This window comes from Rhizobium favelukesii, assembly GCF_000577275.2.
GTDB lineage: Bacteria > Pseudomonadota > Alphaproteobacteria > Rhizobiales > Rhizobiaceae > Rhizobium > Rhizobium favelukesii.
In genome coordinates this window covers 99,189-118,201 of the sequence record NZ_HG916852.1, presented here as the reverse complement: position 1 = coordinate 118,201, position 19,013 = coordinate 99,189, and the positions used below count along the sequence as shown (strand labels likewise).

Below are 19,013 nucleotides of genomic sequence, written 5' to 3'. Positions count from 1 at the left end.
GTTGCAACGAATAGCCAAAAGACATAGGTTCCGCGCGATTTCAAGATGGTCCGGTTTTATGTCTGCCGGCTGCAAGGGGAGCATTGCAGATGAATTCATACGTGAATACGGCTGTGGGGGCACTGCTCGGGACGGTTTTCGTTCTGATGTCCGTCTCCATCGCGTCGGAGGGAATCTTTCATTCGGAGAAGCCGGAGAAGGAAGGTTTCGCGATCGTAGCCGAAGAGGCACCCGCCTCTGGTGGCGGCGAGGCCGCACCGGCTGCAGCCGTTCCGATCGCGCAGCTGCTTTCGAAGGCAGACGCCAAGGCTGGCGAAGCTGTCTTCAAGAAGTGTCAGGCCTGTCATGACGCGACCAAGGGGGGGCCGAACAAAGTTGGCCCGAACCTCTATGGTCTCGTCGATCGTCCGATCGGCACGCACGAGGGCTTTGCCTATTCGTCGGCCATGAAGGACTTCTCCAAGGGCGGCAGCGAAAAGTGGACCTTCGATCATCTGAACCACTTCCTGGCAGCGCCGAAGAAATATGTTGCGGGCACGGCGATGGGCTTTGCAGGTCTTCCGAAGGACACGGACCGCGCCAACGTCATCCTCTACCTTCACACCCTCGCCGAGTCGCCGGTTCCGCTTCCGGATCCGAACGCACCGGATAGCGCGACGCAGTAAGCGTGCTCGTTTGCTGAGAGAATAGAAGCCCGGCCTGCGCCGGGCTTTTTCTTTGCGCTAGACGCCAAGCAGCAAGGCCCAGAACGACACGGAGATGGCGCCGAGTGCCGTCGTTAGCGTGATCGTCGATGCCGCCAGGCTGTGGCCGACGCCGAAACGATTGGCGATCAGCCAGGCGTTGACGCCCGTCGGAACCGACGAAATCAGCACCAGGGCCGCCGTCCAGTCGCTGGCGAGCCCCACCAGATGGCTGGCCGTCCAGACGCAGGCCGGCAACAGCAGGAGCTTGAAGCCCGAGGTGACGCTTGCGATGCCAGCATTGCCGGATATCCCGTATTTCTCGAGCGCCATGCCGAGCGAGATCAACGCAACCGGTCCGGCGACGCCGGCAATCTGATCGACGATGGATTCCACCGGCCCGGGCATCGTGAGGCCGAGAAGATGCATGGCAGAGCCTCCGGCCAAGCCGATCACCAGCGGGTTTCGCACGAGGTTCTGGGCAATCTGGCGGGCCACTTTGGCGATGCTCCGCTCCTGCTTGCCGGAGATCTTGTGTTCGGCGCGCTCCATCATGATGGTACCGATAATCATCATGACAGGCAGATGGACCGCAATCAGGATCGAGAGCGGCACGAGCCCCTTGTCGCCAACCGTTCGCTGCACGAGCGGCAGGCCGATGAAGATGGTGTTGGCGAAGGCTGACGACACGCCGGCGAGCACGCCGATGCGATCATCGCGCCCGAAGAAGCGCGTCGCGGCGATATGGGCGGCGATCCAGGTCACTGCAACACCGGAGAAGTAGGCGATCCAGAGCCTGAACGGCGACGCCCCGTGAAACTCTGCCGCCGCGATCGTACGGAACAACAAGAGCGGCACGGCGATCTTGAAGACGAATTCGCTCAGCGCATCGCCGATCTCCGCCTTCATCACCCGCAGTTTCACGGTCAGCCAGCCGATAAGGATCATGATGAAGATGGGAAGGACGTCGAAGATGATGGCTGACATTCAGTGCGGCTGCCTTGCGAGGGAATATGCATGCGTAGCAGCAAATCGGCCGGGATGACAAACATGCGCGACACAAAAACAAAAAAAGCGGGCCTCGCCCGCTTTTCCGCATCCGGTCTTGCCGGATAGCCGGCTTGCGATGCTGCCAGTCCATCCGTGGTCAGCGTCGCTCCGGTATCGTCGAAGGGTATCATTCCCTTCTGTATTGGGCGCGGCCCGCGAGCCGCTGATGCCAATCTCGTTGACGTTGTTTATAGGACAGGAAAATGACACGGGGATGACGTCTGGACGGCATTTTTGCGAAGAGCCGAGGCAACCCGCAAGCGGCCGATTGTGGCGCATGTGGTTTCGAATCGTACCAGCGTCACCGGCATTTGGGCCGGTGAAAATGCGGACTGGCGATTCGCGCTGTCAGCGCCACCGCCCCACCCCTGCCTTCAACGGCTCTTGTGCCCGCCGCCAAAATCATGCGATGTCCCATGTCGGCTGGGGAGACCAACATGGGGGTAAATTTTGCCAACAGGTAAAGTCAAGTGGTTCAACCAGGACAAGGGCTTTGGGTTCATCACGCCGGATGACGGAGGTACCGATATCTTTCTGCACATCACGGCCGCTCAAAGAGGCGGAATCGACACCGTGAAGGAAGGCATGGATGTAGCGTTCGAAGTCGCACAGGACCGACGAACCGGCAGAACCTCTGCCGACAATGTGCGGCAGGTTTGAAGTGATCCGTGCGGCCGAAAGGCCGCACTGACTTTGCCGCTCGGAGACAATATGAAGCGTAGCTTTGCTGTCTGGCTCTTCCTGCTTGCGGCCGCCGGGCCGTCGTTCGCCGATGACGCGAGCTCCAAGCTTGCGTTCTTCTACGATAGCTGCGTTTCCTCCGGCCCAGACTTCGAGCGCACGTCCGAGCGTGCGAAAACGGACGAATGGCCTTCGATGGCACAGGATCTGGCGCTGACCTTCACGCCGATGGAAAACCCGGAAGCGCTGGAAGGGTGGATTATCAGTGGCGGCGAAAGCGAAAGCTTTCAAGCACTGGTGGTCTCCCGGGCGAATGTCGGAGGCAAGATCGTCGAAGGCTGCACGGTGGCATTGGGCGACGTCGACGCAGCCGTCTTCGAAAAGGCATTGGTCGAGAAGGTGAACGCAGTCTCGGCAGGTGAAGAGCAAGGGCAGGATCGCGTCTACAAGCGATATACAGCCAGCATCAACGGGCGCAGCGAAGCGATCACCCTGACGCTTCCGCTCTACGCAAAGGGTTCTGATCAGATTATCGCCAGTGCCGTGGCAGAGCAGCAGATCGAACATTAGGCGCGAAACGAGACGCTCCGTCGGCTCGCGCCTTTAGGCGCTATGAGATATTAACGCCGGAAGCGCGGCGTCCGATATGGAATGCCTATCACCGTTCCCCCATCCTTATGACGAGGCGCCACGAGCGCCGCGGAACCAAGGCACGGAGAACAGCAATGTACTTCGAACTCAAGGATAAGACAGCTGACGTTCTCGCCCGGTGCCGGAGACGGGAGCAACTGTGCGATCTTCCGCTCGATCTAATCTCCTCGGAGGACGAGGCATACGGCATTCAGGCAATTGCCGAGGATTCGCTCGGGGCTTCGAGCGCAAAGGCTATGCACTTGTCGGCAGTCGCGAATCCAGGCGCATCCTCGGTTTGACCAAGCCGGTCGTTTCCGAAATTCGGGCGTCAGCCCTGATCATGGGAATAAAGCAATTCAGGCTGCCGCCGGGCGCCATCGGTGCTCAATGCGAGTTTGTGTTTAGCATACTTGCGACCTTTCCCCCGAGGCAGGCGAAGCGGTTGACCGGGCATCGGTGGCGAGCGCCGTAGTGGGCTGTCATCCCGCCATCGGCATCCTCGGCCGGCGCACAGGTCAGAGCTTTGTCGGGAACAATTGCGGCCATTGTCGACTTTGGGCCGCATGTCGCCACGCCCTGCGGACCCTGCGTAGACGCGATTGATCTTGATCGCCTGGCAGATATCGAGGTGAACGTCTTCCTTTTCGGTGACACCGTGTTCGCCGGCAATTCTTGGACATCCTCTGGGGGCCGTCGTTTGGCTTGCCTGGTCAACATTTGGCGGCCGATTTCGGACCGCTCGGTCAGGTTGATTGCATACTCAGCTGACCGTCTCGCCAACCACCAGAACCCATACATGCGTTCTCAAAGGAAGCTATTTGTCGCGGAGATCAAGAAAACGCGCCGTGTTTTTCAAGGCTGCCATCAAAAAGCGACGTTCCTTTGGAGAAGGCCAACCGCGATGGGAAGCGCGTCCGCAATGAACTTGCGCTGGGCGCACGACCAAACGACGAATGGCAATAGGATGGTGAGCAGGAACCTCCCCCACGAATATTTTTTCCTCAACGGCTCCCGTTGCGACGGGCCGGTTATCGGCCATATCGATGGCAGACCGATCCCGGCTCGCGTGGTCGACATTCGAGGCAGCCGCTATCGTTTCGTCGGCATTGCCCGCCGCGATCGACGCGGCAGGCTCGATGTGTCCGCCTTTGCGCAAGAACGAGTGGCTTGTCGTACCTGACCTCATCTATGCGGCCGTTGCTTGAAGCACAGCTTGATGAACCATCACCGTCTTGACCAACGCCTCGTGGCATTTGATCCGCAGCAGCAGAGCACTTTGCGAAGGCATAGATAGGCTCAAACGGCATTTCCGCTTCCCATGCGGCGAAAATTCGCTAAGACCGATCACCGGCTATCACCAAAAATCGGGACCTTCCCTTTCATGACCAAATTCGATGTTCTGACTGTCGGCAACGCTATCGTCGATATCATCGCGCGTTGCGACGACCAGTTCCTCATTGACAATAAGATCACCAAGGCGGCGATGAACCTCATCGATGCTGAGCGCGCCGAACTTCTCTATGCACGCATGGGGCCGGCGGTGGAAGCCTCCGGCGGCAGCGCCGGTAATACGGCAGCCGGTGTCGCGAGCTTCGGCGGCAAGGCCGCCTATTTCGGCAAGGTCGCCGAAGATCAGCTCGGCGAGATCTTCGCCCATGACATCCGCGCACAGGGCGTTCACTATCAGACGCAGCCGAAGGGTACGTTCCCGCCAACCGCGCGCTCAATGATCTTCGTGACCCACGACGGCGAACGCTCGATGAACACTTATCTCGGCGCCTGCGTCGAGCTCGGGCCCGAGGACGTCGAGGCCGACGTCGTCGCCGAGTCCAAGGTCACCTATTTCGAGGGCTACCTCTGGGATCCGCCGCGCGCCAAGGAAGCGATCCGCGAATGCGCCCGTATCGCCCACGAGAACGGCCGCGAGATGTCGATGACGCTCTCCGACAGCTTCTGCGTCGACCGCTACCGCGGCGAATTCCTCGATCTGATGCGCTCCGGCACTGTCGATATCGTCTTCGCCAATCGCCAGGAAGTGCTGGCGCTCTATGAAACCGACGACTTCGAGGCGGCGCTCAACAGCATTGCCAAGGACTGCAAGATCGCAGCCGTGACGATGAGCGAGGACGGCGCCGTGATCCTGAAAGACACGGAACGCTTCTACGTCGATGCCATCAAGATCAGGGAGCTGGTCGATACGACGGGCGCCGGCGATCTCTTCGCATCCGGCTTCCTCTACGGCTATACGCAGGGCCGGACATTGGAAGATTGCGGCAAGCTTGGCTGCCTCGCGGCCGGCATCGTGATCCAGCAAATCGGCCCGCGGCCGATGAAGTCGCTGGCTGAAGCCGGCAAGCAGGCTGGGCTTATTTAAAGGCCTCGCCTGGATACGCGCCCCAGATTTCCGACTGCGCCACCCAACCTTCGGCGCCGTCGCTCTTGGCGAAGCACCAATCGCCATTGCATTCACCGATGTTCATCATGACGCCGGGCTCCAGCTTGGCAATAATGCTTGCCGAGGGCAGGGCATCACGGCGCATGTTGACATAGACGGACTTGCCCTTGCCCTTCATCCACGGGGCAGCGATCGCCGCACGCGAGCCTGACAGCAGCGATTGGTTGACCCAGCCCTCGGTGCCGTCGGCATCGCGAATCTGGCGCCAGTTGTCGTATTCCTGGATGATCTCGACGGGCAGGCCGGCCTTCAGATACATCCAAGAGGCCGCATAGTCCGTGCCCGGGCCGATGCGCAGGTTGACGCGCTTGGACTTCAGCGTGACGAAACGCGGCAGCGGCAGGCCGCTCGGTCCCTTTGCCGCCTGCGCGGAGGCCATTTCGACCGTTCCCGCCGAAAGCACGAAACCGATCGCAAGGGCGAGGCAAGATTTCAGGACTTTGCTATGCATGGGACTTCCGTTTGCTCAGATGAGGGCAGGACTGCTGCCTGATTCCGGGAATTTGACATTCCTGCGCACGCTGGACGAGTTTTGTTTGTCTTCGCGTGCGGGTCTGGTAGAAATTGCCCGGAACGGGAAAATTATCCCGCGTCTTGGTTAAGGACCTCTGAACAAGTTAGCGCCGGCGCACATGACGACGAAGAAAAAACCGAAGGTCTACATCACGCGGAAGCTGCCCGACGCGGTCGAGACGCGCATGCGCGAACTCTTCGATGCGGAACTGAATATCGACGATATGCCACGCTCCAAAGCCGAGCTGATTGCCGCCGTCAAAAGCGCCGACGTGTTGGTTCCGACGGTCACCGACCGGATCGACGCAGCCCTGATCGAGGAGGCCGGGCCGCAGCTGAAGCTGATCGCCAGCTTCTCGAACGGCACCGACCACATCGACGTGGAGGCTGCGGCCCGCAAGGGCATCACCGTCACGAACACGCCGAATGTGCTGACCGAGGACACTGCTGACATGACCATGGCGCTGATCCTCGCCGTGCCGCGCCGGCTGGGGGAAGGTGCGCGCGTGCTGACCGATCAACCGGGTGAGTGGGCCGGATGGTCACCGACCTGGATGCTCGGGCGGCGCATCCACGGCAAACGCATCGGTATCGTCGGCATGGGCCGGATCGGCACCGCCGTCGCCCGCCGCGCCAAGGCCTTTGGCCTCTCGATCCACTACCACAACCGCAAGCGGGTGAACCCGGCGACCGAAGACGAGCTGGAGGCGACCTATTGGGAGAGCCTCGACCAGATGCTCGCTCGTGTCGACATCGTTTCGGTCAACTGCCCGTCGACGCCGGCGACCTTCCATCTGCTTTCGGCCCGCCGTCTCGCGCTGCTGCAGCCGACCGCCTACCTCGTCAACACCGCCCGCGGCGACGTGGTCGACGAGGCCGCGCTGATCAAGAGCCTGCGGGAGGGCAAGCTGGCGGGCGCTGGTCTCGACGTCTTCGAGAATGAGCCGGCGGTCAATCCGAAGCTCGTCAAGCTCGCCAACGAAGGTAAGGTCGTACTTCTGCCGCACATGAGTTCGGCGACGATCGAAGGCCGTATCGACATGGGCGACAAGGTGATCATCAACATCCGCACATTCATCGACGGACATCGCCCGCCGAACCGCGTGCTGCCCGGCCGCTAAACCGAGACCGGCTTGCGCATCTCGATCGACGTCGTGCGTGTGAAGCCCGGATGCGTGTTTTCGGCGGTCTTCTCGAATCCCCAGCGCACGAAGACGCGATGGTTTTCGACGAGCTCGACGCGCGTCTCGAGCCTCAGCGACGCTAGCGCGCGAGACCGCGCCACCTCTTCCGCAACCGCCAGGAGCTGGCGGCCGATCCCCCGACCCTGAGCATCCGGGGAAATCGCCAGCTTGCCGATATAAAGGCAGTCATTCTCCGGCCGCAGGAAGACGCAGCCGCGCAGGACTTCGCCTTCCGTAGCCGCATAAACGATTTCTAAACGCGCCTTGTCGGCAAGGCTTGGCAGCGTCAGTTTCAGGGCCGAAGATGGTGGATCGATGCGGTCGTTCATATAGGCGAAGGACGACAGGATCAGCGCCAGCAGCTCGTCCCACCGCTGAAAACCTTCATCGATGCGAACGATCTTCATGACGCGTGGCTTTGCCTTTGGCGCCGTCGCTTGTAGCGAATCGTATCGAAGCGGGCGGCAAGCGCATCGTAGAGCAGCAGTCGGCCGATTAGCGGTTCACCGGTGCCGGTGATCAGTTTGATCGCTTCCATCGCCATCAGCGTGCCGATCACGCCGGTCAGCGCACCAATGATGCCGGTTTCCGCACAGGCCGGGATCAGGCCAGCCGGCGGCTTCTCGGGAAAGAGATCGCGATAGGTCGGGTTCGGTGTGCCATCTTCCGCCGTCTCGTAGGGCTTCAGCACTGTGACGGAGCCATCGAAGCGGCCGACGGCGCCCGTCACCAACGGGATTTGCGCCGTCTCGGCGGCATCGGCTGCGGTATAGCGGGTATCGAAATTGTCGGAGCCATCGATCAGGAGGTCGAAGCCTGAGAGGTGACGGCGGGCCGAGTCCGGCGAAAAGCGTTCCTCGAAGCGAATCACATTGACGTGCGGGTTCAATCTGGCGATTGCAAAGGCTGCACTTCCCGTCTTCAGCTCGCCGATCGTGCCGGAATCGTGAATCACCTGCCGCTGCAGGTTGGAAAGCGAAACGCGGTCGTCATCGGCAATGCCGAGCGTGCCGACGCCCGCGGCCGCGAGATATTGCAGGACCGGCGCGCCCAGCCCGCCGGCCCCGATCACCAGCACATGCGCGGCCTTCAGCTTCTGCTGGCCTGCACCGCCGATCTCGGGAAGCAGGATATGACGCTGATATCGCGCGATTTCTTCCGGGCTCAGTGGTTCCATGGGCGCGATGCTACCACGGCCTTTGGTTGTGGGGGAAGCGGCATCGCTCACTCGAAAACCTTTCCGTCGGCAACGGTGAAGAATTGCGCGCGCTCACCGAGCGCGCAGAACATGGCGCGGTCCGTACCCGTCATGAAGGCCTGACCGCCCAGCGCGTCGATGAGGTCGAAAAGGGCGGCACGCCTGCCTTCGTCAAGATGCGCGGCAATCTCATCGAGCAGCAGGATCGGCGCGTGGCCGGTGAGATTGGCGACCAGCCGGGCATGGGCAAGGATCAGTCCGACCAGCAACGCCTTCTGCTCGCCCGTCGAACAGCGCGCTGCTTCCATCTGCTTTTGCCGGTGGCGGACGATGAGATCGGCGCGATGCGGACCGACGAGCGTACGGCCGGCCGCGGCATCGCGATAACGGCTTTCGGCAAGCATGGCGGCGTACTCGTCCTCGAGATCGACAGCGGGGCGCGAGAACTGGCCGTCGATAAAGCCAGCGAGTTCGAGCGCGGCAGCCGGAAATGGCGAGGTATCGTGCGTTTCCTCGATGAGCCGGGCGAGGAGGCCGAGCATTTCCTGGCGCGCCATTGCCATGGCAATGCCAAGGCTCGCCATCTGCTGCTCGATGCCGGAAAGCCAAGCGGGATCGAAGCGGCGCTCGTCGAGCAGCTTGTTGCGACTGCGCATGGCGCGCTCGAAATCGCTGGCGCGGCGACCATGAGCCGGATCAAGCGAGAGCACGAGCCGGTCGAGAAAACGACGGCGCTCGGACGAGCCACCGGTGAAGAGGCCATCCATCGACGGCGTCAGCCACAGGAGGCGCAGATGATCGGTCAGTTCATCGGCCGATTTCGCCGGCGTGGCATTGATGCGCAAACGCCGAGAGGCACTGTCATCGGTGGTGTCGACGCCGGTGCCGATCTCCACCTCGCCCTCCATTCCGTCGAGTTCAGCGAAGATCGCAAACCCGCCGCTCGCACCGACGCGAGTGATATCGCCATATGTGGCGCGGCGCAAACCGCGGCCCGGCGACAGCAGGGAAACGGCTTCCATCAGATTGGTCTTGCCGGCACCATTGTCTCCTGTCAACACCACATGCCGGCCGTCGAGCGACAGCGAGACTGACGCGTAGTTGCGAAAGTCGGTCAGCTTTAGACGGGACAGGGAGACCTTGTGCGGCATACGAGATCCGGATTCGTGGTGCCCGAGAGCTAAGCGCAACGAGGGCGGATGGCAAGGGTGAGAGGCGCGATACGGACACCGAGGACGCACATGGGCGTACACCTCGACTTGCCATCGACGCGATAGAAACGGCGGAAGCTGGCGCCGATCACAGCAGGATCGTATGATACAGCCGAGACCGGGGGGCGAGTAGGGTGCGACGCTTGACGAAAACACGGATGGCGATAGGCGGTGTGGCGGCCATGTTGGTTGCGTATCTGCTCGTCGCTTATTTCTTCATTCCGGAAATATGGATTCATCGCGGCCGCATTGGGGAATTTGGCCCAATGGTCACAACCACCGTCCCACAAGCCCAACATTGATCGGGTCGCCAGGAATGTCCTGTTCGTGGCTCGAAGGAGGACGTGCTCCGGGCATTCGCATCGGCCGGATGGGATCCAGCCGACAAGATTACGCTACGTACGTCGGCCGAAATCGGCTTGAGCGTCGTGCTCGATCGACCCGACCTCGACGCTCCGGTGAGCGCCCTGCTGTTTGAGGGGCGCAAGCAGGATCTGGCGTTTGAAAGGGCAGTGGGCAAGAGCGCCGACGAGCGCCACCATGTACGTTTTTGGCTAACTAGGAGCACCGGTGCGGACGGGCGTCCGCTTTGGCTCGGCTCGGCGAGTTTTGATCGTGGTGTCGGCTTCAGCCACGACACCGGCCAAATCACCCATCACATCGCGCCCGACGTCGACGCTGACCGGGATCTGATCATCGCCGATCTTCAGAAGGCCGGGCAACTGTCGTCGACTTACGAGATCCCCGGCATCGGCGCCCCCAAGACCGGCCGCAATGGGGGCGGCGATCCCTATTTCAGCGATGGGAAAGCAATGATCGGAGTGCTGCGCGGCCTCGCCACTTCTTAACGCCGGCTTCGCTTCACGTATCTTCATCGTTGCCGTTTTGCGGTTCCACACCGCGTCGAATCGGTCAAAGACACGGACCGAATCACGAGAGGTGCGCCGTTGAAGATAGCCGCAGCACAGACCATCGTTTCGCCTGACATTGCCGGGAACGGCAGCGCAATCCGGAGCATGATTGCGGCCGCGGCTGCCAATGGCGCGCGGGTCGTCAACTTCTGCGAAGGCGCGCTTTCGGGATATTCGAAATTGCAGATGATGCATCCCGATGATTGGGCCGGTTTCGATTGGCAGCAGCAGGAGGCCGAGCTTCGTGCAATCGCCAATCTCTGCGGCGAGCTTCGCATCTTCGCGGTGATCGGCGGAGCGCACCGGCGATCCGAGGGTTACCCGCCGCACAACAGTCTCTATGTGTTTTCCGATACCGGGCACTGCTGACCCGCTACGACAAGAGGTTTTTGTCGAACAGCGAGCTTGGCGGCTGGTACTCACCCGGCACCGCGCCGATCACCTTCGACGTCGACGGCTATCGTTTCGGCTGCGCGATCTGCATCGAATCGCAGTTTCCGGAGATCTTCGGGGAATATGAGAGGCTTGGCGTCGATGCCGTGCTCTTCTCCTCATACGGCACTCCCGACTATTTCCAGATTGCGCTGCGCGCGCATGCGGGATTGAACTGCATCTGGATCGGCGCTGCAACGCCGGTGCAGAAGGCCACAAAGGGGCCGGCCGGCATTATCGGCCCGGATGGAAACTGGGTGACGCAATGTCCGGCGGTACCCGAACCAAGCCTGGCAACCGCGGTGCTAGATCGCGACGACCCAGTCTATGACATTCCGCTGCAGAAGGCCCGCCCGTGGCGACTGAAGGCCCGACAGGGTGACATCTATCGCGAGAGGATGGTCGATAACGCCAGAAGCGAAAACAGAAGCGATTATTGAGGCGCAATGCTGCCCTGCGTCGCAGCGGCTTCATCTTGCGGCGTTGACGGCCTATATGAGAACGGTCGCGGATTGCGACGTGCCGGAGTTGACGATGGATACGGAAATACAGGGCCGCGCGGTGCATGTGGCCGCCATTCGCGAGCGCGCTGAAGCCGAAATGAAGGCGATGGGGATCGACGAGGCGTTCATCGATCGACTGGTCGAGACGTTCTACGGTCGCGTGCTCCAGCATCCGGCGCTCGGACCGGTGTTCGACGCCCGGCTCTCCGGCCGCTGGCCCGAGCATATGCAGAAGATGAAGAGCTTCTGGTCATCAGTCGCCTTCCGCAGCGGCGCCTATGGCGGAAAGCCGGTACAGGCGCATACAGGCGTCGCGAACATGTCGCCCGATCTCTTCCCGCAATGGCTGGCGCTGTTTTCGGAGACGCTCAGTGACATCGCCCCGAACCCGGAAGCCAAGGCTTGGTTCATGGCGACCGCCGAACGCATTGCCACGAGCCTGACGCTGTCGCTCTTCTACAATCCGGCGCTCGACGATCCGATGCGCAAGCCGGCCTAAGCTATTTCATCAAGCAACCCGCTTGTAGAAAAGCGTGGTGTCGCAGAGGCCGCCTTCCGGCCACAGCGCGTAGTCCGGGATCACACCGACCCGCTCCCAGCCAAGCCGTGGATAGATCGCCTCGGCGTCGCTGCCGGTTGCCGTGTCGAGCACCAGGATCATCTTGCCGCGGGCGGCAGCTTCGCGCTCGGCGGCATCCATCAGCAACCGCGCTAGCCCCTTGCCGCGAGCCGAGCGATGCACCAGCAACTTCTTCAGATCGCCGCGATGCGGCTGGTTCGGCATCTGCGCCGCACCGACCTGCACTGTGCCGACGGCCCGACCGTCAATCTCGGCCACGAGAAGCAGCGTTGCGCCAGATGCGACGGCATCGGCGACGACGTACCAGTAAGGCGCGGCATCGGCATTGCCATAGGGCTGCATGAAGCCGACCGATGCGCCGCCATTCACGCAATCGGTCAGCACCTCGCAAAGGTCGGGAATTGCCGCGCGGGCTTCTGCCGCGTCGAGAAGGCGGATCGTGGCTATCATCATTCTCTCCTGAAGTGAATTAGCGCCCGCGGCGGTCGAGCACGACGCAGTAGCGAGCGGGTATGTTGCCGCGGTTGTGAAAAACGTGACCCTCGCTGACGGGCATGAACAAGCAGTCACCCGGCAGGAGTCGGTGGACCGTGTCGCCCGTCGTCATTTCCATCTCGCCGTCGAAAAGCCAGATATGCTGGGTCATGCCGTTGCTTGCCGCATGCGGAGGGAAACTGACGCGGGCACCGGCCGGGAATTCGACGTCGACGATATCGACATCCGAGGCGGTTCCGGGCGGTGAGACGGAGCGGCGCATGTAACCCGTCTCCGGATCCCGCCAGACCTGCTGATCGTGCCGGCGCGACAGCGGCGAGACCTCGCCCTCCTCGGCAAAGAAGGCCGAGAGCGACAGGCCGAGCGCTGCACAAACCCTGGCAAGCAGCGACGCCGTCGGGCTCGCTTCGCCACGCTCGATCCGCGAAATCATAGCCCGGCTGACGCCGGAGGCGTTGGCAAGATCATCCAGCGTCAAATTCTTCTCGATCCGGAGCTTGCGGATGCGAAGGCCAATCGCCGTTTCCAGTTCCTGTTCCATCATCCGATCCAATAATTCCACTATAATAGAAAATGCACACTCTGGTGATGGAATCAAGCGCTATGTTTAGGCCTACGAAACAGCGATTTATCGTAAACGAATCCCTGCTTTTCCGCTTTGCGGCAAGGGGCGGCGCTGCTATATGGCGCGCATGAGCACCAATCCAACGACTCCGCTTTCCCATATCCGCAACTTCTCGATCGTGGCCCACATCGACCACGGCAAATCGACGCTTGCTGACCGCCTGATCCAATCGACCGGCGGGCTGGCCGAGCGCGAGATGTCCGAGCAGGTGCTTGACAACATGGATATCGAGCGCGAGCGGGGCATCACCATCAAGGCCCAGACGGTGCGCCTGCACTACATGGCCAAGGACGGCGAGACCTATATCCTGAACCTGATCGACACGCCCGGGCACGTCGACTTCGCCTATGAAGTCTCACGCTCGCTCTCGGCCTGCGAAGGTTCGCTGCTCGTCGTTGACGCCAGCCAAGGCGTCGAGGCTCAGACGCTTGCCAATGTCTACCAGGCGATCGACAACAACCACGAGCTGGTCACCGTTCTCAACAAGATCGACCTACCGGCGGCCGAGCCCGACCGCATCAAGGAACAGATCGAGGAAGTGATCGGCATCGATGCGTCCGAAGCGGTGCTGATTTCGGCGAAGACCGGCCTCGGCATTCCCGATGTTCTGGAAGCGATCGTGCAGAGGCTGCCGGCGCCGAAGAGCCCGGGCGGTGAAAAGGCACCGCTGAAGGCATTGCTCGTCGATAGCTGGTACGACACCTATCTTGGCGTCATGGTTCTTGTGCGCGTCATCGACGGCGTGCTGACCAAGGGTCAGACGATCCGCATGATGGGTACGGACGCCAAGTACCAGGTGGAGCGCGTTGGCGTGCTGACGCCGAAGATGGTCAATGCCGACAGCCTCGGCCCCGGCGAGATCGGCTTCATCACCGCTTCGATCAAGGAAGTCGCCGATACCCGCGTCGGCGATACGATCACCGAGGACAAGCGCCCGACGGCGCAGGCCCTTCCCGGCTTCAAGCCGGCGCAGCCGGTGGTTTTCTGCGGCCTCTTCCCGGTCGACGCGGCCGATTTTGAAGATCTGCGCGCTGCGATGGGCAAGCTCCGCCTAAATGACGCCTCCTTCTCCTTCGAGATGGAATCGTCAGCCGCCCTCGGCTTCGGCTTCCGCTGCGGCTTCCTCGGGCTGCTGCATCTCGAAATCATCCAGGAGCGTCTGGAGCGTGAATTCAACCTCGATCTGATCGCGACGGCGCCTTCGGTCGTCTACCAGCTGACGATGACTGACGGTAGCGAGCGCGAACTGCACAACCCGGCCGATATGCCCGATGTCGTCAAGATCGACGAGATCCGCGAGCCCTGGATCAAGGCGACGATCATGACCCCGGACGACTATCTCGGCGGCATCCTCAAGCTCTGCCAGGACCGCCGCGGTATCCAGACCGAACTCACCTATGTCGGTACCCGCGCGATGGTGACCTACGAACTGCCACTGAACGAAGTCGTCTTCGATTTCTATGACCGGCTGAAGTCAATTTCGAAGGGTTACGCCTCCTTCGACTATCACCTCGAAGGCTACCGCGCCGGCAACCTTGTGAAAATGTCGATCCTCGTCAATGGCGAGCCGGTCGATGCGCTGTCGATGCTGGTACACCGCGCCGCCGCCGAGAAGCGTGGCCGCGACATGTGCGAGCGGTTGAAGGAACTAATCCCGAAGCACATGTTCAAGATCCCGATCCAGGCCGCGATCGGCGGCAACGTCATTGCCCGCGAGACCATCTCGGCACTGCGCAAGGACGTAACGGCGAAGTGCTACGGCGGCGACGCCACCCGTAAGCGCAAACTTCTGGACAAGCAGAAGGAAGGCAAGAAACGCATGCGCCAGTTCGGCAAGGTGGAGATTCCGCAGGAAGCCTTCATCGCCGCACTCAAGATGGGCGACGAGTAAAGCATCATTTTGGCCCGGCCGGCACGCGACGCATGGCCGGGCTGCTATCTGGATACCGCTCTGCTTCAGCTGCAGGCCATATATTCCTTCACCAGCCCTTCATAGGCGTCCATCTCCGGCAGCGCCTCATAGCTGCGGGCTGCGCCGGTCTCTGCGAAGGGCAGCTTCTCGCGCGTCCAGGTCTCGATGAATGGCCGGAACCAGCGCGGATCGTCCAACATCGTCGGACGCAAATTGACGAACCAGTCCATCCCCTCGGACCGTGTGAACATCCAGGTCATGCAGTGGCCGCAAAAATAGTGGTGCGCCTCAGCACCGTGCAGACCGCCGATCACCGGCTCCCCCTCGGTGATCTCGAAGCCTTCCGCTGGAATGGCGGCACTCAGCGAATAGGCGCTCGACGACATCTTCTGGCAGCCCGTGCAATGGCAGGCCATGGTCAGCAGCGGCTTGGCGTTGATCTTCAATCGCACACGTCCGCATCGGCAGCCACCCTCCCAAGGCAGATCTACTTCGGTCATCACGGCCTCCCTTTCATCATGCTCAATCTAGTGGAGGGCGGCGCGCCGTCAAACCGCCGGCTTCCGACCGCACACAAGCCGGCGGCGGCGTGGCCTTAGAGCATCGGGAAGTTACGATCTCGCTCTGACATCTGCGCGACGGGCAGCGGCCAGGCGATCGAGATCCTGGGATCGAGCGCGTTGACTCCGCCTTCGGCTCCGGGCGCGTAAGGCTTGTCGTGCAGATAGATCAATTCGCAGTTTTCCGTCAGCGTCTGGAAGCCATGGGCGAAGCTTGGCGGGATCATCATCGAACGCGCATTCTCGGCGGAAAGAACCTCACCATGCCACCTGAGATAGGTTGACGACTGCGGCCTGAGATCGACGGCGACGTCGAAGACGGCTCCGGCGAGACAGGAAACGAACTTCGCTTCGTCATCCGGGGGCCGTTGGAAATGCATGCCGCGAATGGCCCCCTTTGCCTGTGTCATCGTGTGATTGATCTGCGCGATGCGGCCGATGCCGAAATCGGCAAGCTCCTCGGTGCAGAAGAAGCGTGAGAAGAAGCCGCGCTCATCGCCAAGCCGCTGACGCTCGATGACGAGGAGGTTGCTGAGGGCAGTGGGGATGCGGGTGAAACGGGACATGGAACTCGATCGGAATGTTTTCAAGATAGCCCGGCGGAACGCTTTATCGACTTGTTTCGGTCGACGCAAACTTGACCTGACATTGAAAAAGGGCTCATTAGCAACCACTGTTCGAGAGCACTGATTTGGGCAAAGTACTTATCACCGGAGCCTCCGGATTTGTAGGCCGACACCTCCTGCGCGCACTTGTAGCACAGGGAGCCGATGTGCGTGCCGTCCTTCGGCCGAATGCAGTCGAAAAGGTGCAGACCGTCGCAGCGATTGAGGTTGTAGAGAGCCCTTCGCCTTTTTCCGAGAGCGAAACCTGGTGGGCTGATGCTCTTAGCGGGATCGATACAATCGTCCACCTGGCGTGGTACGCGGAACCTGGAAAATATTTGACGGCGCCGGAAAATCTGGACTGCCTCACCGGCACGCTGACGATGGCGAAGGCTGCAGCAACGGTAAGCGTACGCCGCTTTGTCGGGGTCGGCACGTGCTTCGAATACGACGTCAGCTTCGGAAAGCTCTCAATAGAAACCCCATTGAAGCCCCTTACCCCCTACGCAGCGGCCAAAGCAGCGGCCTTCATCGCCCTGTCGCAGTGGTTGCCGGCGCAAAGCGTGGAGTTTGCGTGGTGCCGACTTTTCTATCTCTATGGCGAAGGCGAAGATGAGCGTCGCTTCGTGCCGTATCTTCGGAAATCGCTGGAAGCGGGGCAACGGGCCGATCTCACCGAAGGAAGGCAGGTTCGCGACTTCATGGACGTCCGCGATGCAGCCGCTCGCATATGCGAGGTCACCTTCGGAAAAGCCACGGGCGCTATCAACGTTTGCTCCGGTGTTCCTGTGACCGTGCGGGAGCTCGCAGAGCGAATCGCCGATCAGTATGGTCGACGAGATCTTTTAAACTTTGGAGCGCGGCCCGATAATCTTGTCGATCCGCCCTTCGTCTTGGGAGTGCCATAGTCTTGGATACAGCACCAACGGATGTCCGCGTGCTTTACGAGCAGCGGGGCCTGCCGATCTTTCAGAATCGAATGTATGACACCTTGGAGGACGCGCTGGCCTCGCCGCGAGGCGACATATGTTTGGTGGAAGATCTCCGCACGGGTCTCGTTCGCAATGCTGCGTTTCAGCCCGATTTGATGATCTATGATACATCCTACCAGAACGAGCAGGGCCTCAGTCCGATGTTTCGTCGCCATCTGGACGAGGTCGCTGCGATCATCACGACGAACATGGGCCGGAAGAACCTTGTCGAGGTTGGCTGTGGCAAGGGGCTTTTCCTGGAGATGCTGGAAGAGCGCGGTGTCGAAATCACCGGCTTCGACCCTGCCTATGAGGGAACAAACCGCCGAATTCGCCAAGAGTATTTCCAACCTGGCAGCGGGATTGAAAGCGATGGCCTGATCCTCCGGCATGTTCTGGAACACATTCCGGACCCAGTCGCATTCCTTGGGCAACTGAAGGAAGCCAACGGCGGGCGTGGACACATCTATATCGAAGTTCCCTGTTTTGATTGGATCTGCGAGCAGCGGGCATGGTTTGACGTCTTCTACGAACACGTCAACTATTTCAGACTTTCGGATTTCCACCGAATGTTCGGGACGGTTGTCGCGAGCGGTCGGATCTTCGGCGGTCAGTACCTCTACGTTGTCGCCGATCTGGCGACATTGCGTGATCCGACGATTGACCAGAACGACCGCGTAAATATCCCCGACGATTTCGTCGCGAAGCTGGAAAGCATCAGCCCTGGCGAAACGCAAACGGCAGTGGTCTGGGGTGGTGCCTCGAAGGGCGTCATATTTTCGCTTCTGAGACAGCGAAAGGGCCGTCCCGTCACGGCTGTGATTGACATCAATCCTTCAAAGCAAGGCAAGTTCCTGCCTTTGACTGGATTGAAAGTTCAATCCCCGAGCGAGGTTCTGCCGGAACTGCCGCCAGGCTCCGATATCTACGTGATGAACCGCAATTATTCTGAAGAGATCAAGAAAATGTCGAACAACGCCTACAACTATGTCGAGGTTGACCGTGGTTGATTTCAAGAGCGAAGTGGCCGACCGTATTGTCGCGATCCAAGGCAACGAAGACTTCAAAAGAAGCGCTTCCGATTTCCTGCGCAAGTCCGTCGAACCGAAGTACTCCTACAACTACTTCTGGATGGGTCGCCCGATTATCCAGTACCCCCAGGACATGGTCGCCATGCAGGAGATCATCTGGGAGACGCGTCCGGACCTGATCATTGAGACAGGGATCGCGCATGGCGGCTCACTGATCCTGAGCGCGTCCATGCTTGCTCTCCTTGATATGGCAGACGCGATGGAAGCTGGCGTTACCTTGGACCCCCGCACCTCGAATCGGCGTGTTCTCGGCATCGATATCGATATCCGGGCGCATAACAGGGCCGCCATCGAAGCGCACCCGATGGCGTCGCGCATTCAGATGATTCAAGGGTCGAGTATAGATCGGGGCGTCATCGATCAAGTCCATCAGATCGCCAAGCCGTTCAAACGCGTTCTGGTGTGCCTGGATAGCAACCACACGCACGATCATGTACTGGCCGAGCTTGAAGCCTACGCGCCCCTGACTTCGGTCGGCAGCTATTGCGTCGTTTTCGACACCCTGATCGAAGACATGCCCGCGGAGGCTTATCCTGACCGGTCGTGGGGACCGGGTGACAACCCCAAAACGGCTGTGTGGAAGTATCTCGAAACGCATCCCGAATTCGAGATCGACCGATCGATCGACCAAAAGCTTATGATCACCGTGGCACCAGACGGCTTTCTGAAGCGACACAGATAGAACTCTCTGGAATCAGAGTTCTTAGCCCGGGAAATACC

General features: G+C 60.7%; 22 protein-coding genes and 1 pseudogene. 14 read left to right on the top strand and 9 right to left on the bottom strand.

The features are described 5' to 3' along the window. The first annotated feature begins 89 nt into the window (after nt 1-89). Nucleotides 90-665, top strand: coding sequence for a c-type cytochrome (locus LPU83_RS38825; RefSeq protein ID WP_024316257.1), 576 nt, complete (start codon nt 90-92; stop codon nt 663-665). Between the two features lie 57 nt (nt 666-722). On the opposite strand, the gene LPU83_RS38820 is transcribed toward LPU83_RS38825, so the two are convergent. Further along, nucleotides 723-1,670, bottom strand: coding sequence for an AEC family transporter (locus LPU83_RS38820; protein WP_024316256.1), 948 nt, complete (start codon nt 1,668-1,670; stop codon nt 723-725). 513 nt (nt 1,671-2,183) lie between these two features. Here LPU83_RS38820 and LPU83_RS38815 point away from each other — a divergent pair. The 4 genes from LPU83_RS38815 (at nt 2,184) to LPU83_RS38795 (ending at nt 5,421) form a co-directional block, all read left to right on the top strand. Further along, on the top strand, nt 2,184-2,393 hold the full coding sequence (locus tag LPU83_RS38815; RefSeq protein WP_024316255.1) for a cold-shock protein: 210 nt from the start codon (nt 2,184-2,186) through the stop codon (nt 2,391-2,393). Nucleotides 2,394-2,444: 51 nt separating this feature from the next. Next, on the top strand, nt 2,445-2,984 hold the full coding sequence (locus LPU83_RS38810) for a hypothetical protein (protein WP_024316254.1): 540 nt from the start codon (nt 2,445-2,447) through the stop codon (nt 2,982-2,984). A gap of 691 nt (nt 2,985-3,675) precedes the next feature. Further along, nucleotides 3,676-4,227: a hypothetical protein gene (locus tag LPU83_RS73950; protein WP_244656133.1), complete on the top strand. Its 552-nt coding sequence runs from the start codon at nt 3,676-3,678 to the stop codon at nt 4,225-4,227. Between the two features lie 201 nt (nt 4,228-4,428). Further along, entirely contained in the window at nt 4,429-5,421 is a 993-nt protein-coding gene (locus tag LPU83_RS38795) for an adenosine kinase (protein WP_024316252.1), read from the top strand. Here the strand turns inward: LPU83_RS38795 and LPU83_RS38790 are convergent. Beyond that, nucleotides 5,414-5,953: an SH3 domain-containing protein gene (locus LPU83_RS38790; RefSeq protein ID WP_024316251.1), complete on the bottom strand. Its 540-nt coding sequence runs from the start codon at nt 5,951-5,953 to the stop codon at nt 5,414-5,416. The genes LPU83_RS38795 and LPU83_RS38790 overlap by 8 nt on opposite strands. Nucleotides 5,954-6,134: 181 nt before the next feature. On the opposite strand from LPU83_RS38790, the gene LPU83_RS38785 reads away from it, so the two are divergent. Continuing rightward, nucleotides 6,135-7,136 (top strand): 2-hydroxyacid dehydrogenase, encoded by a 1,002-nt coding sequence (locus LPU83_RS38785; RefSeq protein ID WP_024316250.1) that lies wholly within the window; start codon nt 6,135-6,137, stop codon nt 7,134-7,136. On the opposite strand, the gene LPU83_RS38780 is transcribed toward LPU83_RS38785, so the two are convergent. From LPU83_RS38780 to recF, 3 genes are read right to left on the bottom strand one after another with little or no spacing between them, the layout of a single operon-like run. Further along, nucleotides 7,133-7,606 (bottom strand): GNAT family N-acetyltransferase, encoded by a 474-nt coding sequence (locus tag LPU83_RS38780; RefSeq protein ID WP_024316249.1) that lies wholly within the window; start codon nt 7,604-7,606, stop codon nt 7,133-7,135. The two genes, LPU83_RS38785 and LPU83_RS38780, sit on opposite strands and share 4 nt — an antisense overlap. After that, complete coding sequence (locus LPU83_RS38775; protein WP_051166695.1) at nt 7,603-8,376, bottom strand: molybdopterin-synthase adenylyltransferase MoeB; 774 nt, start codon at nt 8,374-8,376, stop codon at nt 7,603-7,605. Before LPU83_RS38775 ends, LPU83_RS38780 begins: the two co-directional genes overlap by 4 nt. A gap of 47 nt (nt 8,377-8,423) precedes the next feature. Next, entirely contained in the window at nt 8,424-9,548 is a 1,125-nt protein-coding gene (gene recF / locus LPU83_RS38770) for a DNA replication/repair protein RecF (protein WP_024316247.1), read from the bottom strand. A gap of 401 nt (nt 9,549-9,949) precedes the next feature. On the opposite strand from recF, the pseudogene LPU83_RS38765 reads away from it, so the two are divergent. The 4 genes and pseudogenes from LPU83_RS38765 to LPU83_RS38755 form a co-directional block, all read left to right on the top strand. After that, a pseudogene (locus LPU83_RS38765) lies at nt 9,950-10,456 on the top strand (LssY C-terminal domain-containing protein); the annotation flags it as partial. A gap of 99 nt (nt 10,457-10,555) precedes the next feature. Continuing rightward, on the top strand, nt 10,556-10,888 hold the full coding sequence (locus tag LPU83_RS73945; protein ID WP_244656132.1) for a nitrilase-related carbon-nitrogen hydrolase: 333 nt from the start codon (nt 10,556-10,558) through the stop codon (nt 10,886-10,888). Nucleotides 10,889-10,908: 20 nt separating this feature from the next. Continuing rightward, nucleotides 10,909-11,391: a carbon-nitrogen hydrolase family protein gene (locus tag LPU83_RS73940; protein WP_244656131.1), complete on the top strand. Its 483-nt coding sequence runs from the start codon at nt 10,909-10,911 to the stop codon at nt 11,389-11,391. A 94-nt stretch (nt 11,392-11,485) separates the two neighbouring features. Further along, nucleotides 11,486-11,953: a group III truncated hemoglobin gene (locus LPU83_RS38755; protein ID WP_024316246.1), complete on the top strand. Its 468-nt coding sequence runs from the start codon at nt 11,486-11,488 to the stop codon at nt 11,951-11,953. Between the two features lie 9 nt (nt 11,954-11,962). Here the strand turns inward: LPU83_RS38755 and LPU83_RS38750 are convergent, their stop codons facing one another. Both LPU83_RS38750 and LPU83_RS38745 read right to left on the bottom strand, forming a co-directional pair. Continuing rightward, nucleotides 11,963-12,481 (bottom strand): GNAT family N-acetyltransferase, encoded by a 519-nt coding sequence (locus LPU83_RS38750; protein ID WP_024316245.1) that lies wholly within the window; start codon nt 12,479-12,481, stop codon nt 11,963-11,965. A gap of 22 nt (nt 12,482-12,503) precedes the next feature. After that, entirely contained in the window at nt 12,504-13,070 is a 567-nt protein-coding gene (locus LPU83_RS38745) for a helix-turn-helix domain-containing protein (protein WP_024316244.1), read from the bottom strand. Nucleotides 13,071-13,212: 142 nt separating this feature from the next. Here LPU83_RS38745 and lepA point away from each other — a divergent pair, with 142 nt between their 5' ends. Further along, the gene (gene lepA, locus LPU83_RS38740; protein WP_024316243.1) at nt 13,213-15,045 is read left to right on the top strand and encodes a translation elongation factor 4; all 1,833 of its coding nucleotides are present in this window, start codon (nt 13,213-13,215) and stop codon (nt 15,043-15,045) included. 65 nt (nt 15,046-15,110) lie between these two features. Here the strand turns inward: lepA and LPU83_RS38735 are convergent, their stop codons facing one another. Both LPU83_RS38735 and LPU83_RS38730 read right to left on the bottom strand, forming a co-directional pair. Then, complete coding sequence (locus tag LPU83_RS38735; protein ID WP_024316242.1) at nt 15,111-15,566, bottom strand: GFA family protein; 456 nt, start codon at nt 15,564-15,566, stop codon at nt 15,111-15,113. A gap of 95 nt (nt 15,567-15,661) precedes the next feature. Next, the gene (locus tag LPU83_RS38730) at nt 15,662-16,192 is read right to left on the bottom strand and encodes a dTDP-4-dehydrorhamnose 3,5-epimerase family protein (RefSeq protein ID WP_024316241.1); all 531 of its coding nucleotides are present in this window, start codon (nt 16,190-16,192) and stop codon (nt 15,662-15,664) included. Between the two features lie 125 nt (nt 16,193-16,317). Here LPU83_RS38730 and LPU83_RS38725 point away from each other — a divergent pair, with 125 nt between their 5' ends. The 3 genes from LPU83_RS38725 to LPU83_RS38715 are packed head-to-tail and all read left to right on the top strand — an operon-like array spanning nt 16,318 to nt 18,975. After that, nucleotides 16,318-17,139, top strand: a complete 822-nt coding sequence (locus tag LPU83_RS38725) for an NAD-dependent epimerase/dehydratase family protein (RefSeq protein ID WP_024316240.1) — start codon at nt 16,318-16,320, stop codon at nt 17,137-17,139. Between the two features lie 2 nt (nt 17,140-17,141). Beyond that, nucleotides 17,142-18,212, top strand: a complete 1,071-nt coding sequence (locus LPU83_RS38720) for a class I SAM-dependent methyltransferase (protein WP_225039769.1) — start codon at nt 17,142-17,144, stop codon at nt 18,210-18,212. Beyond that, the gene (locus tag LPU83_RS38715) at nt 18,190-18,975 is read left to right on the top strand and encodes a cephalosporin hydroxylase family protein (protein ID WP_082321159.1); all 786 of its coding nucleotides are present in this window, start codon (nt 18,190-18,192) and stop codon (nt 18,973-18,975) included. The genes LPU83_RS38720 and LPU83_RS38715 overlap by 23 nt, the downstream gene beginning before the upstream one ends. Nucleotides 18,976-19,013: the final 38 nt, after the last annotated feature.